Source organism: Stappia sp. BW2 (assembly GCF_008107695.1).
GTDB lineage: Bacteria > Pseudomonadota > Alphaproteobacteria > Rhizobiales > Stappiaceae > Roseibium.
Genome location: NZ_VIRG01000036.1, coordinates 293346 through 309243, shown reverse-complemented (window position 1 = coordinate 309243; position 15898 = coordinate 293346). Strand labels below are relative to the sequence as shown.

Below are 15898 nucleotides of genomic sequence, written 5' to 3'. Positions count from 1 at the left end.
GCCGTAGGACAACAATCCTGTTCCGCTTTATCCTTGTCAGCCCCGCGAATTGCCTTACCTTACGGAAGACTGCGTGATTTTCGCGCACGCCAATGCGAGGAGAGGTAACATGCGCTTATTGAGCACCGGCATCGCGGCCCTTGCCGTAACTGCGTTTGCAATTGCACCAGCCGCAGCGTGCAGCTGGAACAAGTCGGCACAGGCCAAGCAGATGACCGTGGCGGAAACGCCTGTCCTGCCGGAGACCGGCTCGGATGTGGCCATTGCCACCAACGATCTCAGCGATGCCATCGTGAACGAGAGCGTCATTCAACCAACCGGGGGCGAAACCCTATCGGACTGATCCTTCCGGACAGACAAGATCCTGACCAAGGCCCGCTGCCGCGCAGCGGGCTTGTTTTTGCATAAACGACGTCTGCACGAAATCTGCTGAAACCTGCCTCCCTCAGGCCGCATCCCCGCGCCAACATCCCGGTTCACTTGCGATTATCCTGAAGAACCGGTCGACATTGTCTCATGATTTCCAGACGCCGCTTCCTGCAAACCTGTGGCATCGCCATGCTGGGCGCCGTTTCGGCCCCTGCCTATGCCATCGGCATTGAGCCCTTCCGCCTCAACCTGAAGCATTATCATCTGACGCCCCCGCGATGGCCGGAGGGCCTGAAGCTGACAGCCGCGGTGATCGCCGACCCGCATATCTGCGATCCCTGGATGGGGCTGGAGCGGGTTCGCTCCATCGTTCGGCAGACGAACGCGCTGAAGCCGGACATCATCCTGATGCTGGGCGATTATGTCGCCAGCCACAAATGGCAATATGATCCGATCCCGCCACAGGCCTGGGCGGATCTTTTCGGTGATCTCTCGGCCCCGCTCGGAACCCATGCCATTCTCGGCAATCACGACTGGTGGGACGATGCGGATGCCCAGCTAAGCGGCGGCGGGCCGACCAAATACGGCCAGGCGCTGCTGAATGCCAGCATTCCTCTTTACCAGAACAGGGCGCGGCGCATCAAGAAGGATGGCCATGCCTTCTGGCTTGCCGGCCTTGACGACCAGCTTGCACTGAGACCGCGCAGCAAGGTCAAACGGTACCACTGGAAAGGCCTTGATGATCTGAGCGGAACGCTTGCGCAGGTGACGGACGATGCGCCCGTGCTGCTGATGGCCCATGAGCCTGACATCATCCGCGAAGTGCCGGGCCGCGTCAGCCTGACGCTCAGCGGACACACCCACGGCGGTCAGGTCAATTGTTTCGGTTACAAACCGGCCTTTCCCAAGCAGGGCGCCAAAAGCTATGTCTACGGCCACATTGTTGAAACGGAAGGAACACGGATTGCAAGGCACCTGAACCTTCTGACAGAGCCCCGTCACCTGATCATTTCCGGCGGTCTTGGATGCTCGATCCTTCCGGTCCGCTTCGGTGTACCGCCTGAAATAACGGTGGTGCATCTGGGAGGCACCACCGTTTGAGAGGCTCATTCTGCCGCGCCGGTCATTCCGCCGCCACTTCGTGCTCCGTCTTGTGGCGATATTCGCGGATAGCCTGGCTCAGGATCTGGACCGAGGAACTGACGAACAGAGCCGCCATCAGACCGGCGACAATTAGATCCGGCCAGGCGCTTGCGGTCCCCCAGACGCCAGCAGCTGCCAGCATGACGGCCACGTTGCCGATGGCATCGTTGCGCGAGCACAGCCACACGGACCGCACATTGGCGTCCCCATCCTTGTAGCGGACCAGCAGCAGGACACTTGAAAGGTTCACTGCCAGCGCCAGAAAGCCGATGGAGCCCATCACTGCCGCCTCTGGCACGCCGAGCACGAAGACCTGGTAAAGCGTGGTTGCCGCCACCCACACACCCATCAGAAACAGACTGGTGCCCTTTGCAAGCGCTGCCAGGGCCCGTGTTTTCAGCGATGCGCCGATCACTGCGAGCGATATGCCGTAGGTTACGGCGTCGCCAAAGAAATCGAGGGCATCGGCCTGCAGAGCCTTGGAGCCGGCCGCCTGACCGGCGATCATCTCGACGATGAACATGCCGCCGTTCAGCGCTATCACCAGCCAGAGGCGGCGGCGATAGTCCGTCGACATTCCGTCAAATGTTCCGTGGGAATGTCCGCAACAGGCACCCATGATCCACTCCTTGTTCGAGTCGCTTGATTTTCGGTACCTGTCCCTTTTAATTGCTATAGCGACTAGAGCTTCAAGAGGCTTTTTATGGATTTTTCAATTGGCGATCTGTCGAGACGGACAGGCGTGAAGGTTCCGACCATCCGCTACTATGAAAAGGAAGGCCTGCTGGAGGCGCCTTTGCGCAGCGAAGGCAACCAGAGGCGCTTCCGGTCCAGCGATCTGGAAAGGCTCGGCTTCATCAAGCACTGCCGCGACCTCGGCCTGCCCATGCCGGCCATCCGAGACCTGATCGACCTCAGCCAGCATCCGGACAAACCCTGCGAAACGGCGAACCGCATCGCCGAAGATCAACTGAAGGCGGTGCGCCAGCGGATCGCCCACCTGCGCAAGCTGGAAGCCGAATTGAAACGCATCGCAACAAGCTGCGAAGGCGATCACACGGTGACCGAATGCAACGTTCTGAAGGCTTTCGGCGACCACGGACTTTGCCTGCAGGAGCACTGACCGAGTTGAACAGATGCCAAAAGGCACGGCGGGTTCGATCGCTTTGAGAGGACGCCGCAGACGCTCTCGTGTCAGCCCTGCCAGCCAGCGAGCGAACTCCTATTTTTCGGCGATTGGTCTTGGGGCCGTGCCTGCACCGAGCTCTGTCGCCATCACGGTTCCCTCACGCCTTTCCAGACGCATCATTGTCCAGCGTTTGGCGGGCAGATTGCAGGAATGACGACCCAGACTGCAGGAGAACTGCAGCACATGGTGATACTCGTTCTGTGGCCAGACCTTTTGGGCAACGTCGTGCCTGCCTTTCAGATACCCCAGCAGCGTATATTCGCTGACATACCAGACATCGCCTTCCTTCAGGTCTGCCATGCTGGTCGGGCGTCCCTTCGGGAACGTGCCGCCCCAGGTCCAGGACAGGGCACCGGACGTCTGCTGATCCAGAAAATGATGGGCCATTGTTTCATCGATGAAGACACGCTTGCCGTCCGCCAGATCCTGCCGGTATGCCTCGACCACAGCGGGCCTGTTGGGCAGTGGCTGCGAGACTACGTAGAAAACGATGAAATTGGCGGACAGCACCAGAACCAGCGCGACGCAAAGGCCCAGCTTGACCCTTTGCCAACGGGTGTCCAGTAGCGTGTCGACGGCCATCAGAAACAGCATGGCGGCGGCAAGATTGCGGATGAGCGGGCGGTCGTGCACGACGGCGCCAAGGAATTGTCCCACCGCTAGACAAAAACAGATCAGCCCGAGGGTGCGCGACTTGCGGAAAACAAACCACGCCACGCCCGCAAACATGGCTGCCCGGAAGATAGCTTCGACGTTGAACCGGCCGGAGCCATGAGACCGCGTCGCGTGATAGGCGATCTGCCGAAAGAACTCCGCAAACTCGAAATTCACCGAAACTGCAAAGAGCGTGGCAGCGATGGCAAAGGCCACAAGGCCTTCGCTCAGCACCCGTGCGATACTTGCCTGACGCGTCCTGAGCCTCCAGATCTGCAGCACGGCGATAACGCCAACACTCCAGGCCAGCATGGAAAGACCGGTCAGCGGCGCTATTCCCATAAGCGCGGTGCCGGCGATACTTGCAGCGGTCTCGCTGCCGGTCTGCCGCGCCTCACCCGTGACAGCCTTGGCCGCTATCGGCAGAAGCAAAAGAAGGCCCAGCATCCAGATGAGAGCGCCCGTGAGTTCCAGTCGAAAGCCGGAAACGACATACATCGGCGCGAAGACCAGCGGTGTGAAAAACGCCGCCGTTCGCAGGTTCGACCTGAGGCAGAACACGACAAAGACAAGGCTGGTCGCGACATAACACAGGAATTCGAACAGCACGATTGTTGCTATGCTGACGCCGGTTACCGCCAGAAACCAGCCGGCCAGAATGAGATGCAGTCTCGGCTGGAGGTGGTAGTTTTCCAGTCCCGGAAACTGAACCGCCAGAAGCGGATTGACGTGATGACCGGTCTGGGCAAATTCAGACGCCCAGGGGATGAAAAAAAGATCGTCCACATAGGGGATGGTCCTGTCTGGCCAGAAAAACACCAGACCGCAGACCAGCGGCAGCACCAGCCCCGCCACCACAAGCTGCCAGATGCCGGATAAATACGGATTCCCGTTACTGCCCCATCGCCTTTCAACCAAAGCATCACCTGCCGTTTATTGAAATGCAGACCCTCTGATTGGACCCTACCCTACTGTATCGGTTGTAGATACATCGCCCACTTTACGAATAGTTGCAATATTTTACATCTGAAAGCCGCGTCCGGTGAGCGACCCATCGCTCCGCGTATCAGCGCCCGGAAAATGCAAAGGGGCACCCGGTAACCGGATGCCCCTGAGCGATATCGTGATGATACGAAACACGTGGCTTACGAGTGGATCGACTTTGCAAATGCGCCGAGAGCCGCCTCTTTCACAGCCTCCGACATGGTCGGGTGCGCGTGGCAGGTGCGTGCAAGATCCTCGGAAGAGCCACCGAATTCCATCAGCACGGCAGCTTCGTGGATCATCTCGCCAGCACCGAAGCCGACAATGTGAACACCAAGCACCCGGTCGGTCTTGGCATCCGCCAGAACCTTGGCAAAGCCATCGGTCTTGTTCATCGCGCGCGCGCGTCCATTGGCGGAGAAGGCGAACTTGCCGGTCTTGTATTCGACACCAGCGGCCTTCAGTTCTTCCTCGGTCTTGCCGACGGAAGCGACTTCCGGCTGGGTGTAGACAACGCCCGGGATCACATCATAGTTCACATGCCCTGCCTGACCGGCCAGGATCTCGGCCAGAGCGACACCCTCATCCTCGGCCTTGTGGGCCAGCATCGGGCCGGCGACGACATCGCCGATGGCGTAGATGCCGTCGACATTGGTCTTGTAGTGGTTATCGATCTGCACACGGCCACGGTCATCGAGACCAACGCCTGCTTTATCGAGGCCCAGCCCTTCGGTGTAGGGACGACGGCCGATGGCGACCAGCACGATGTCCGCCTCGATCACCTGTGCATCGCCGCCCTTGGCCGGCTCAACGGTCACGGCAAGGCCCTTGCCCTTTTTCTCGACACCGGTGACCTTGGAAGAGAGCTTGAACTCCATGCCCTGCTTTTTCAGCATACGCTGGAAGTTCTTGGACACGTCGCCGTCCATCGGGCCGAGGATCTTGTCCATGAACTCGACCACGGTCACATCCGATCCGAGACGGTTCCAGACGGAGCCGAGTTCCAGACCGATGACACCGCCGCCAACGACAACCAGCTTGCCCGGAACCTTGTCCAGTTCCAGCGCGCCGGTTGACGAGACGACCTGCTTCTCGTCGATCTCGACGCCCGGCAGAGGCATGACATCCGATCCGGTGGCGATGACGATGTTCTTCGTTTCCAGAACGTTTGCCTTGCCGTCGGCATCGGTCACTTCGACCTTGCCCTTTTCAAGGATCTTGCCGGTGCCGGTGTGAACGTCGATCTTGTTCTTCTTCATCAGGAAGGAAACGCCGTTGACGTTGGCGTCGACCACACCGGTCTTGTGCTCCATCATCACCGGCAGATCGAGCTTGGGCTTGGGCACCTTGATGCCAAGTTTCTCGAAACCGTGTCCTGCTTCCTCGAACATTTCCGAAGCATGCAACAGCGCCTTGGAGGGAATGCAGCCGATGTTGAGGCAGGTGCCGCCAAGCGTTGCGCGTTTTTCGACGACGGCCGTTTTCAGGCCGAGCTGCGCGGCCTTGATTGCGCACACATAGCCGCCAGGACCGGTTCCGATGACGACGAGATCATATTGGGACATTTTGGTCGCCTTTGCCTCTTTCATTTCTGGTTCGAATGGGGGTTAGGGAAGGATTGCCCGGCCGCCGGACACATCAAGGATGGCCCCGGTCGTATAGCTGGACATGTCGGAGAGAAGCCACAGAACCGCTTCGGCCACCTCATCGGCGGTTCCGGCACGTTTCATCGGCAGTTTGGACTTTAACTGGGCCACCCGGTCGGGATGGCCACCCGAGGCGTGAATTTCGGTATCGATGATGCCCGGGCGAACGCCGTTGACGCGAACGCCTTCGTCGGCAACTTCCAGCGCCAGCCCCACCGTCATGGTATCGATCGCGCCCTTGGAGGCAGCATAGTCGACGTATTGATCGGGGGCGCCCAGCTTCGAGGCCGCAGAGCCCAGGTTGACGATCCCTCCGCCTGTGCCGCCGTGCTTGGTCGACATGCGCTTAACCGCCTCGCGGGCGCACAGGAACGCGCCAATGACGTTGATGGAGAACATCCGCGTCAGCCGTTCCAGTGACATTTCGTCAACACGCTGGGACAAGTCGACGACACCGGCATTGTTGACCAGACCCTTGAGCGTGCCGAGCCTGTCGGCTTCGGCGAAAAGATGCAGCACATCGGCTTCGTTCTGGACGTCGGCCCGAACTGCGACCGCCTCGCCGCCGGCTGCCTTGAGTTCCTCAACAAGAGCATCGGCCGCGGCCTGGTTGTGCGTGTAGTTGACGAGCACCTTGTGGCCGCTTGCCGCGACTTTCCGGCTGATGGCTGCGCCGATCCCCCGGCTTCCGCCCGTCACCAATACAACTGTGTCAGCCATGAATTCCCACTGGTTTGCGTTCCAATTGCCATTAAAGGCGTGTCAGTTCTTCTGCACCGCGGCCTGCGGCCCAAAGGCCTCTCAGGCGCCCGTCTTCCATAACCGCGTAGACCACGGGTGTCTTGCCCCCCCAGTCCACCGTCAGGACGTTGCCTTCCAGCGTGCCCACACCGCGATAGCTGCTGGCACCAACCGTCCACAACAGCGTGTATTTCCGTCCCTGCTGCGCCAGCTCGACCGTCCCTTGATAGGTCGTGCCGTTCGGGTTGCGGCCTGCGACCGAATAAGTACCCGCCAGACCCTCCGCGGCGGTCGGGGCGGCCCGTGCGAAAAGCATCAGTTTCTCGCTCGCGGAGCCGTCCGCCCATTCACCGTCCAGCGCATCCGTGCCGGTGATGGAATAGACCACCGGATGCTTGTCTCCCCAGTTGACCACCAGCATACGGCCCGCGAACTCACCTACACCGGTGAATATGTCGTTCCCGATCCACCAGGTAAACCGGACATTGCGATCTTCCGGAGTGACCGCAAGCATGCCGTCGTAGGAGGAGCCGTTGGGGTTGGTTCCGTCGACCCTGTAGACACCGGAGATCTGCCGGGCGGGGCCGGTGCGCGCGGCACTCTCCCTGAGAGCGGTTCCGATTGCCGCGAGAGCGGTCATCTTGGGCAGCGATCCTGCCGGATTTCCACTGCCGTCGTCAACGAAGGTGAAATCTCCGAAGAAAGTCGAGGAGATCCAGGGCGTTTGCTGACCATCCGTTTCCTGGAACACACCTTTCAGGGTGCGCTTGAAGGTTTCTTCCAGATTGAGAGCCGGGGTCGCTATGGCGCTGGCCAGATGCTTGGTGTAGGGGCTGTTGCTGCCCTGCCCGTCCAGAGCCACGGCACCGGGAGACGTCGAATAGGACACGAACAGGCGCCCACTGCTGTCGATCCGTGACAAGCCGGACGCTGCGCCACCGAGCGGATTGTTGCGGCAGGCGTCGAGCACGATGATATTGAGCCCGTCATGAGACGACGTCATCATCTCGACGGCTTCGCTGACCGCAACCGACTGCTGACGCAGAGCCTCGTTTGCGGGCGCTTCACTGGCCACAGGCAACAGGTAGTTTTCGCCGTTAATCTGGACACCATGCCCGGCGTAAAAGAACAGGCCGACGCCGCCTTTCGCCTTCAGCCGGTCGCCGAACGCCTGGATCGCCTGCTGCATTGCATCTTGGTCGGCATCTGTCTGCAGAATGACATCGAACCCGGCCTTGTCGAGGGCCCGAGTGATGGCGACCGCGTCGTTGACCGGATTGGCCAGTGGCCCGTAGCCGTATTGCGCGTTGCCGATCACCAGTGCGGTGCGTTGCTCGCCGGCATGCGCCGCGCAGATGAGGCCAAGGACAGTCCAGACCACAAGAACAGCCGAAAGGGCACAACGCTTTATGGCGTTCATATTCCTGTTCCTCCCGACCGTCTCACCCCCTGGCGATGACGCGATTATTGCTCCGCCAGAGCCAGCCGCAAGCCGAACCCGGCGAAGGTTGCCGCCACCGTCCGGCGCATCCAGACCATGACCCGGTCGCTCTTCAGCACTTTCTCGCCGACCAGCGAGGCGAACGCGCCGTAGATGACGAAGACCACGAAGGTCATCGCCATGAAGACACCGCCCATCAGCAGCATGTCGAGCGTCGGATTGAGCGCATCATGGCTGACGAATTGCGGCAGGAAAGCGAGGAAGAATACCGTCAGCTTGGGATTGAGAATGTTGATCAGAAAGCCGGTGCGCGCCGTTGCGACGAAGCTCTTGCGCGCGCTTTTGTCAGCCTTCAGTTCCATCGGCCCGCTGTCCTTCAGCGTCTGCCAGGCAAGGTAGAGCAGATAGGCAACGCCAGCGTATTTCACGCCCTGGAACACAAGGGCGCTGGTGTGCATCAGAGCCGCAAGGCCCACGATGGACGCCAGGATCGCCGGAACGATACCGAGCGTGCAGCCGAAGGCCGCGGCAACGGACGCCTGACGTCCCCTGCCAAGCCCGACGGCGACCGTGTAAACAACACCTGTGCCTGGAACAAGCACCACGACGAGAGCAGTTATCAGAAATTCCAGGCTCATAATGCGGCTTCTCCTCGATCGGACAGGCGGGCGTTCAAGCGTTGACGATCAAACGCCGCCGGCCAGGCATCCTTGAAATGTCCGGGCGCTTTGCCTGTGACTGGCAAGCCGCCCGCACGGCAGCGGAACCGGATCAGAGATCCAGAACCAGACGCTGCGGATCTTCCAGGCTTTCCTTGACGCGAACCAGGAAGGTCACGGCTTCCTTGCCGTCGACGATCCGGTGATCGTAGGAGAGCGCCAGATACATCATCGGACGGATCACCACCTGGCCGTTCACAGCCATCGGACGTTCCTGGATCTTGTGCATGCCCAGGATACCGGACTGCGGTGCGTTCAGGATCGGCGAAGACATCAGCGAACCGTACACGCCACCATTGGAGATGGTGAAGGTACCACCGGACATATCACCCATGCCCAGCTTGCCGTCCCGCGCCTTGCGACCAAGATTGCCGATTTCCTGTTCGATCTCGGCGATGGACATCTGGTCCGCATCGCGCACAACCGGAACCACGAGGCCCTTGTCCGTGCCGACGGCGACGCCGATGTGGCAGAAGTTCTTGTAGATGATGTCGGTGCCATCGATTTCGGCATTGACCGCCGGAATCTCTTTCAGAGCGTGGGTCACCGCCTTGGTGAAGAAGCCCATGAAGCCGAGTTTGACACCGTGCTTCTTCTCGAACAGGTCCTTGTACTGCTTGCGCAGTTCCATGACCGGGCCCATGTCGACTTCATTGTAGGTGGTCAGCATGGCCGCGGTGTTCTGCGCGTCCTTCAGGCGGCGCGCAATGGTCTGACGCAGCTTGGTCATGCGGACGCGTTCTTCGCGGACTTCATCCTGTGCGGCAACCGGACCACGGGCAACAGGAGCTGCCGACGATGCCGAGCCGGAGGATGTAGCGCCAGAGGCGATGGCGTTGATGACGTCTTCCTTCAGCACCTGACCGCGCTTGCCGGACCCTGAAACCTGATCGGCCGAGAGATTGTTTTCCGCCATCATCTTCTGAGCGGATGGTGCCGGCGGCATGGAGGAGCCACCGCTTGCCTGGGGAGCGGATGCAGCCGGTTCTGTAGAAGCAGAGGCTTCCTTGCCGGCAGCGGCGCCGGCGCCCGACGGATCGATCTGACACAGCAGAACGCCTGGTTCCACGGTCGTGCCGGTTTCGACAGCGATCTTGACGATGGTGCCTGCGACCGGGGCCGGAACTTCCTGCGCCGCCTTGTCGGTTTCCAGTTCCACCAGTGTATCGTCGGCCTTGACGACATCGCCGACCTTCACGCTCCATTCGCCGACTTCTGCCTCGGTGACGGATTCGCCCGCGCTCGGAGTGACGACATCGACCAGTTCGGCCTTTTCGGATTTGGCTTCTTCCTTGCGGTCGGCCTTTGCCGGAGCGGCTTCCGCCTTTTTGGGAGCCGCGTCAGCCTTTGCGGCCGGAGCACCGGCGCCTTCAGCAATCTGACCAAGCAGGGCGCCGACCTCAACGGTGTCGCCTTCCTTGACCACAATGCTTTCCAGGGTGCCTGCGGCCGGTGCCGGAACTTCGACGGTCACCTTGTCGGTTTCCAGTTCCACAAGGGGTTCGTCCTGGCTGACGGCGTCGCCCGGTTTCTTGAACCACTGTGCAATAGTCGCTTCGGAAACAGATTCACCCAGCGTGGGGACGCGAATTTCGATTGCCATGGTCGCCTTCTCTTAAAATTACCTGGCCAAATTTTTGAAAGAGGGCCCGAAGGCCCTCTTGTGACTAACTTCCCAGAGCCTCTTCGAGGAACGCCTGCAACTGCGCCAGATGCGAAGACATCAGGCCGGTTGCGGTCGATGCCATCGCATTGCGGCCTGCATAGCGCGGGCGCTTGTGCTTGGCGTCGATCTGTTCCAGGACCCATTCGATATAGGGCTCAACGAAGAACCAGCCGCCCATGTTCTTGGGCTCTTCCTGACACCAGACCATTTCCGCCTGCGGGAAGCGGGCCAGTTCTAGCATCAGGGCCTTTTTCGGGAACGGATACAGCTGTTCGACACGAAGCAGGTAGACGTCGTCGATGCCGCGCTTTTCGCGTTCCTCGAACAGATCGTAATAGACCTTGCCCGAGCACATCACGACACGGCGGATCTTGTCGTCCGAAACCAGCTTGCCATCCGAGTTCAGGTTGGGGCCCCAGTCGTCCCACAACAGGCGGTGGAAAGTGGAATCCGGTCCGAGTTCCTTCAGCGTCGACACAGCTTTCTTGTGCCGCAGCAGGGACTTCGGCGTCATGAGGATCAGCGGCTTGCGGATATCGCGGCAAAGCTGACGGCGCAGAATGTGGAAGTAGTTCGACGGGGTCGAACAGTTCGCTACCTGCATGTTGTCTTCTGCACAAAGCTGGAGGAAACGCTCCAGACGGGCGGAGGAGTGTTCCGGACCCTGGCCTTCGTAGCCATGCGGCAACAGGCAGACAAGGCCGGACATGCGCAGCCACTTGCGCTCACCCGAAGAGATGAACTGGTCGAACAACACCTGCGCCCCGTTGGCAAAATCGCCGAACTGCGCTTCCCACAAGGTCAAGCCGCGCGGCTCTGCCAGCGAGTAGCCGTATTCGAAGCCCAGGACGGCCTCTTCCGAGAGCATCGAGTTGATGACCTCGTAACGCTGCTGGTTGGGAGAGACGTTGTTGAGCGGAATATACCGGCTCTCGTCTTCCTGATCGTACAGAACCGAATGGCGCTGCGAGAACGTGCCGCGTTCGCAATCCTGACCGGACAGACGCACCGGGTGGCCTTCCTTCAGCAGCGAACCGAAGGCGAGCGCTTCGGCAGTTGCCCAGTCGATGCCTTCACCGGTCTCGATCATGCGCTCACGATGGTTCATGAAGCGCGCAATGGTGCGGTGAATGTTGAAACCATCCGGCACGTGGGTCAGAGCCCGGCCGAGCGACTTCAGATCCTCAATCGGCAGGCCGGTTTCACCACGCCGTGGGTCGTCCTCGTCGGCAGCACGCTTCATGCCCGCCCACTTGCCGTCCAGCCAGTCGGCCTTGTTCGGCTTGAAGGCCTGGCCGGCATCGAACTCGTCGTCCAGATGCTTGCGCCAGTCGGCTTTCATGTGATCGACTTCGTCTTGCGTCAGAACGCCTTCCTTGATCAGGCGATCCGAGTAGAGCTGCAGCGTTGTCGCATGCTTGCGGATCTTGCGGTACATGATCGGCTGCGTGAACGCCGGCTCGTCGCCCTCGTTGTGGCCGAAGCGGCGATAGCAGATCATGTCGATGACCACCGGACGGTGGAACATCTGGCGATATTCGATCGCGATCTTGGCTGCGAAGACAACCGCTTCCGGGTCATCCGCATTCACGTGGAAGATCGGCGCCTCGATCACCTTCGCCATGTCCGACGGATAGGGCGAGGACCGCGAGAAGCGCGGATTGGTGGTGAAGCCGATCTGGTTGTTGATGATCACATGGACCGAACCGCCGGTGCGGTGGCCGCGCAGAGCGGACAGGCCGAAACATTCGGCAACAACACCCTGGCCGGCGAATGCGGCGTCGCCGTGCAGCAGCAGCGGCAGAACCGTGCCACGATCGATCTCGGTCGTGTCGACGAAATTTCCATCCTCGTCGGCAGCCAGCTGGTCCTGCTTGGCGCGCGCCTTGCCGAGAACTACCGGGTTGACAATTTCCAGATGCGACGGGTTTGCCGTCAGCGACAGGTGAACGTCGTTGCCGTCGAAGGTGCGGTCGGACGAAGCGCCGAGGTGATACTTCACGTCGCCGGAGCCTTCCACATCGTCCGGCGTGTAGGAGCCGCCCTTGAACTCGTGGAAGATTGCCCGGTGCGGCTTGGCCATCACCTGGGAAAGCACATTCAGACGGCCGCGGTGGGCCATGCCGAACACGATTTCCTTCAGGCCCAGGGAGCCGCCGCGCTTGATGATCTGTTCCAGCGCCGGGATGAGCGCTTCACCGCCATCCAGACCGAAGCGCTTGGTCCCCGTGTATTTGACGTCCAGAAACTTTTCGAACCCTTCGGCTTCGATCAGTTTGTTCAGGATCGCCTTCTTGCCTTCCGTCGTGAAGGCCACCTGCTTGTCCGGACCTTCGATGCGCTCCTGAATCCAGGACTTGGCCGCCGGATCGGAGATGTGCATGAACTCGACACCCAGGGTCGAGCAATAGGTCCGCTTCAGGATGTCCAACATCTCGCGGATGGTGGCGTATTCCAGACCCAGAACATGGTCAATGAAGATCTTGTGGTCCCAGTCGGCTTCGGTGAAGCCGTAGGACGAGGGATGCAGTTCCTCGTGATCGCCCTTGCCAGCCAGGCCGAGGGGGTCGAGGTCCGCATGAAGATGGCCACGCATGCGATAGGCGCGGATCATCATCAGGGCGCGAACGGAATCGCGTGTCGCCTGATGAACTTGCTGATCCGAGATCGGTTCGCCCTTGGCTTCGGCCTTCTTTTTCAGTTTTTCGCCGAGCTTCTGCTCAATCGGGCCCCAGTTGCCGTCGAATGCATTGACGAGGTCGCCGTTGGCCTCGATCGGCCAGTCCTTGCGTTTCCAGGTCGCCCCGCGAGCCTCTTTCAGCACGGCTTCCTTCTCGTCCTGGAAGGCAGCAAAGAAGTCCTGCCAGTCGGCATCAACCGAGCTCGGATCTGTCTTGTACTGTGCGTAGAGGTCTTCGATATAGGCTGCGTTGGCGCCGTAAAGCAACGACGTCAGTGCGAATACGTTGTTCGCTTCCTGCCGTGCCATGTCCTTTAGCGGAGGTATCCTCCGCCCTTTTGTTTAGGCGGGCCCGAAAAATTGACCCGCGGCCGGTTTCCCTACAACGGCCGATGGTTTCCACCGACCCCTCGAAAAATGGTTACGGCACGTCAACCGCGCCGGAACCCATCCTTTCATCATGCGACAGGAAACGTAAACAGTTTCCGTCCCTATCGCGAAAGATTCTTGCAGAATCAGCCCTTCAAGACTTCGAGAAGGGTCTCGCCGAGCTTCGCGGGAGACGGTGACACCTTGATGCCAGCAGCTTCCATCGCAGCGATCTTGTCTTCTGCACCGCCCTTGCCGCCTGAAATAACGGCACCGGCGTGGCCCATGGTACGGCCCGGAGGCGCTGTCCGTCCGGCGATGAAACCAGCCATCGGCTTGGACCGACCGCGCTTGGCTTCGTCCTTCAGGAACTGCGCCGCGTCTTCTTCCGCAGAACCACCGATTTCGCCGATCATGATGATCGACTGTGTTTCGTCGTCGGCCAGGAACATTTCCAGGACGTCGATGAACTCGGTGCCCTTGACCGGGTCGCCACCGATGCCGACAGCCGTCGTCTGGCCGAGGCCGGCATTGGTGGTCTGGAAGACAGCTTCATAAGTAAGGGTGCCGGAGCGGGAAACAACACCGACGGAGCCTTTCTTGAAGATGGAACCCGGCATGATGCCGATCTTGCACTCTTCCGGGGTCAGGATACCCGGGCAGTTCGGGCCGAGAAGGCGCGACTTGGATTTCTCCAGCTTGGCCTTGACCTTGACCATGTCGGCAACCGGGATGCCCTCGGTGATGCAGACGATGAACGGAACTTCGGCTTCGATGGCTTCGATGATCGCAGCGCCCGCGCCTGCCGGCGGAACGTAGATCACGGACGCATCGGCACCGGTTGCTTCCCTGGCTTCGCCAACGGTCGCATAGATCGGCAGGGACGCTGCGCTGTCGAGACCCGAAGACCAGGTCTCGCCACCCTTTTTCGGGTGCACGCCGGCGACCATCTTGGTGCCGTAGTATTCAAGTGCCTGTTCCGTGTGGAACGTGCCGGTCTTGCCGGTCAGGCCCTGAACGATGATTTTCGTGTCTTTATTGACGAGGATGGACATTTACGCGCCCCCCTTCACGGCTTTCACGATTTTCTGGGCGGCGTCGTCGAGATCATCAGCTGCGATCACGTTCAGACCGCTTTCGTTGATGATTGTCTTGCCGAGTTCCACGTTGGTGCCTTCCAGGCGGACAACGAGCGGAACCTGCAGGCCGACTTCCTTGACGGCTGCAACCACGCCTTCCGCGATCACGTCGCAGCGCATGATGCCGCCGAAGATGTTGACCAGGATGCCCTTCACGTTCGGATCGGACGTGATGATCTTGAAAGCGGCCGTCACCTTCTCCTTGGAAGCACCACCGCCAACATCGAGGAAGTTGGCCGGCTCGGCACCGTAGAGCTTGATGATGTCCATGGTTGCCATGGCAAGGCCGGCGCCGTTGACCATGCAGCCGATATCACCGTCGAGAGCGACGTAAGCGAGGTCGTATTTGGACGCCTCGATCTCTTTCTCGTCTTCTTCGGTGATGTCGCGCAGTTCCATGATGTCCGGATGACGGAACAGGGCATTGCCGTCGAAGGAGACCTTGGCGTCCAGAACGCGCAGGTGACCGTCCTTCATGACAATCAGCGGGTTCACTTCCAGAAGGCTCATGTCCTTCTCGACGAACGCCGTGTGCAGGATCGGGAACAGCTTCATGCCGTCTTCACGCGCTGCGCCGGTCAGTTCCAGTGCATCGCACAGCTTGGCGGCATCGGCTTCCGTGACACCGGCTTCCGGATCGATCGGCAGGGTGACGATCTTTTCGGGGGTCTCTTCGGCAACCGCTTCAATGTCCATGCCACCTTCGGTGGAGACAACGAATGCCGGGCGTCCGACGGTGCGGTCGACCAGAATGGAGAGGTAAAGCTCACGCTCGATGTCGGCGCCGTCTTCGATGTAGAGACGGTTGACGACCTTGCCTGCTGCGCCGGTCTGCTTGGTGACCAGCGTGTTGCCGAGCATTTCCTTGGCGTTGGACGTGACTTCGTCCAGCGAGAAAGCCAGGCGAACACCGCCCTTGGAGTCGGCGGACAGTTCCTTGAACTTGCCCTTGCCGCGTCCACCTGCGTGGATCTGTGACTTCACGACCCAGAGCGGGCCCGGAAGGCTCTTGGCGGCTGCTTCGGCTTCGTCGGCGGAGAAGATGGCAACGCCTTCTGCCACCGGTGCACCGTATTCTTTCAGGACAGCCTTGGCCTGATATTCATGAATGTTCATGTGTTTCCCCCGTTGTCGGAGGACCGTCCCTCCCTAAGGGAA

Annotated in this window: 13 protein-coding genes; 3 read left to right on the top strand and 10 right to left on the bottom strand. The window is 60.3% G+C overall.

Features of this window, described 5'->3' with window-relative positions; all coding sequences use genetic code 11:
- Positions 1-109: 109 nt before the first annotated feature.
- On the top strand, positions 110-343 hold the full coding sequence (locus FMN63_RS01645; protein WP_148582198.1) for a hypothetical protein: 234 nt from the start codon (positions 110-112) through the stop codon (positions 341-343).
- 173 nt (positions 344-516) lie between these two features.
- Positions 517-1470, top strand: coding sequence for a metallophosphoesterase (locus FMN63_RS01640; RefSeq protein ID WP_148582197.1), 954 nt, complete (start codon positions 517-519; stop codon positions 1468-1470).
- A gap of 22 nt (positions 1471-1492) precedes the next feature.
- Here the strand turns inward: FMN63_RS01640 and FMN63_RS01635 are convergent, their stop codons facing one another.
- The gene (locus tag FMN63_RS01635; RefSeq protein ID WP_286192513.1) at positions 1493-2089 is read right to left on the bottom strand and encodes a cation efflux transmembrane domain-containing protein; all 597 of its coding nucleotides are present in this window, start codon (positions 2087-2089) and stop codon (positions 1493-1495) included.
- Positions 2090-2215: 126 nt separating this feature from the next.
- On the opposite strand from FMN63_RS01635, the gene FMN63_RS01630 reads away from it, so the two are divergent.
- Complete coding sequence (locus FMN63_RS01630; protein ID WP_148582195.1) at positions 2216-2635, top strand: MerR family transcriptional regulator; 420 nt, start codon at positions 2216-2218, stop codon at positions 2633-2635.
- 99 nt (positions 2636-2734) lie between these two features.
- Here the strand turns inward: FMN63_RS01630 and FMN63_RS01625 are convergent, their stop codons facing one another.
- The 9 genes from FMN63_RS01625 to sucC form a co-directional block, all read right to left on the bottom strand.
- Positions 2735-4273 (bottom strand): hypothetical protein, encoded by a 1539-nt coding sequence (locus FMN63_RS01625; RefSeq protein ID WP_148582194.1) that lies wholly within the window; start codon positions 4271-4273, stop codon positions 2735-2737.
- Positions 4274-4500: 227 nt separating this feature from the next.
- Entirely contained in the window at positions 4501-5904 is a 1404-nt protein-coding gene (lpdA, locus tag FMN63_RS01620) for a dihydrolipoyl dehydrogenase (protein ID WP_148582193.1), read from the bottom strand.
- 42 nt (positions 5905-5946) lie between these two features.
- Positions 5947-6705, bottom strand: a complete 759-nt coding sequence (locus FMN63_RS01615; RefSeq protein WP_148582192.1) for an SDR family oxidoreductase — start codon at positions 6703-6705, stop codon at positions 5947-5949.
- A gap of 31 nt (positions 6706-6736) precedes the next feature.
- On the bottom strand, positions 6737-8146 hold the full coding sequence (lfb1, locus tag FMN63_RS01610; RefSeq protein ID WP_148582191.1) for an LIC10280 family protein: 1410 nt from the start codon (positions 8144-8146) through the stop codon (positions 6737-6739).
- Between the two features lie 44 nt (positions 8147-8190).
- Positions 8191-8805 carry a LysE family translocator gene (locus FMN63_RS01605; RefSeq protein ID WP_148582190.1) on the bottom strand — a complete coding sequence of 205 codons (615 nt, stop codon included), beginning with the start codon at positions 8803-8805 and terminating at the stop codon, positions 8191-8193.
- 133 nt (positions 8806-8938) lie between these two features.
- A complete protein-coding gene (odhB, locus tag FMN63_RS01600; protein WP_148582189.1) occupies positions 8939-10489 on the bottom strand; it encodes a 2-oxoglutarate dehydrogenase complex dihydrolipoyllysine-residue succinyltransferase in 1551 nt (516 codons plus the stop codon).
- Positions 10490-10553: 64 nt separating this feature from the next.
- Complete coding sequence (locus tag FMN63_RS01595; RefSeq protein ID WP_148582188.1) at positions 10554-13541, bottom strand: 2-oxoglutarate dehydrogenase E1 component; 2988 nt, start codon at positions 13539-13541, stop codon at positions 10554-10556.
- A 206-nt stretch (positions 13542-13747) separates the two neighbouring features.
- The gene (gene sucD / locus FMN63_RS01590; protein WP_148582187.1) at positions 13748-14656 is read right to left on the bottom strand and encodes a succinate--CoA ligase subunit alpha; all 909 of its coding nucleotides are present in this window, start codon (positions 14654-14656) and stop codon (positions 13748-13750) included.
- Positions 14657-15856, bottom strand: a complete 1200-nt coding sequence (gene sucC / locus FMN63_RS01585; RefSeq protein ID WP_148582186.1) for an ADP-forming succinate--CoA ligase subunit beta — start codon at positions 15854-15856, stop codon at positions 14657-14659.
- Positions 15857-15898 lie beyond the last annotated feature (42 nt).